1 pseudogene is annotated in these 289 nt (G+C 50.2%); it reads right to left on the bottom strand.

The window, feature by feature from the left end:
• Window positions 1–87: 87 nt before the first annotated feature.
• Window positions 88–289, bottom strand: a pseudogene (locus NE473_RS32025) (hypothetical protein); the annotation flags it as partial.

The raw sequence follows: 289 nt of genomic DNA, 5'->3' as shown, positions 1-289 counted from the left end.
TGGCGATGTTGATGGCCCGTCTCACAAGCACATCCGCGGTAAAATCATTTCCAAGAGGATTCCCGCTGCCATCGCTGCCGCCTGATGCTACAGCAGGGAGATTGAAGCCCCGGTTGTCCATGTACAGCCCCGGCCGCTTTCATCTTCCAGGGAATACTTCTCCTGATTTGCTCTTTTGGAAAAAAACTTAATCAGATCCTCAAGGCTGTTTAGCAGAGCGCCTTCCGTCTCACACTTATGCCAGAATACGCCGGCATGATTTACCGTAAGAAATGGCTCCTTATATAAG

Origin of the sequence: Hungatella sp. SL.1.14 (assembly GCF_024460495.1) — a bacterium.
GTDB classification, from domain to species: domain Bacteria; phylum Bacillota; class Clostridia; order Lachnospirales; family Lachnospiraceae; genus Hungatella; species Hungatella hathewayi.
The sequence above is the reverse complement of the archived record's forward strand: the minus strand, read 5'-3'. Positions and strand labels throughout refer to the sequence as shown.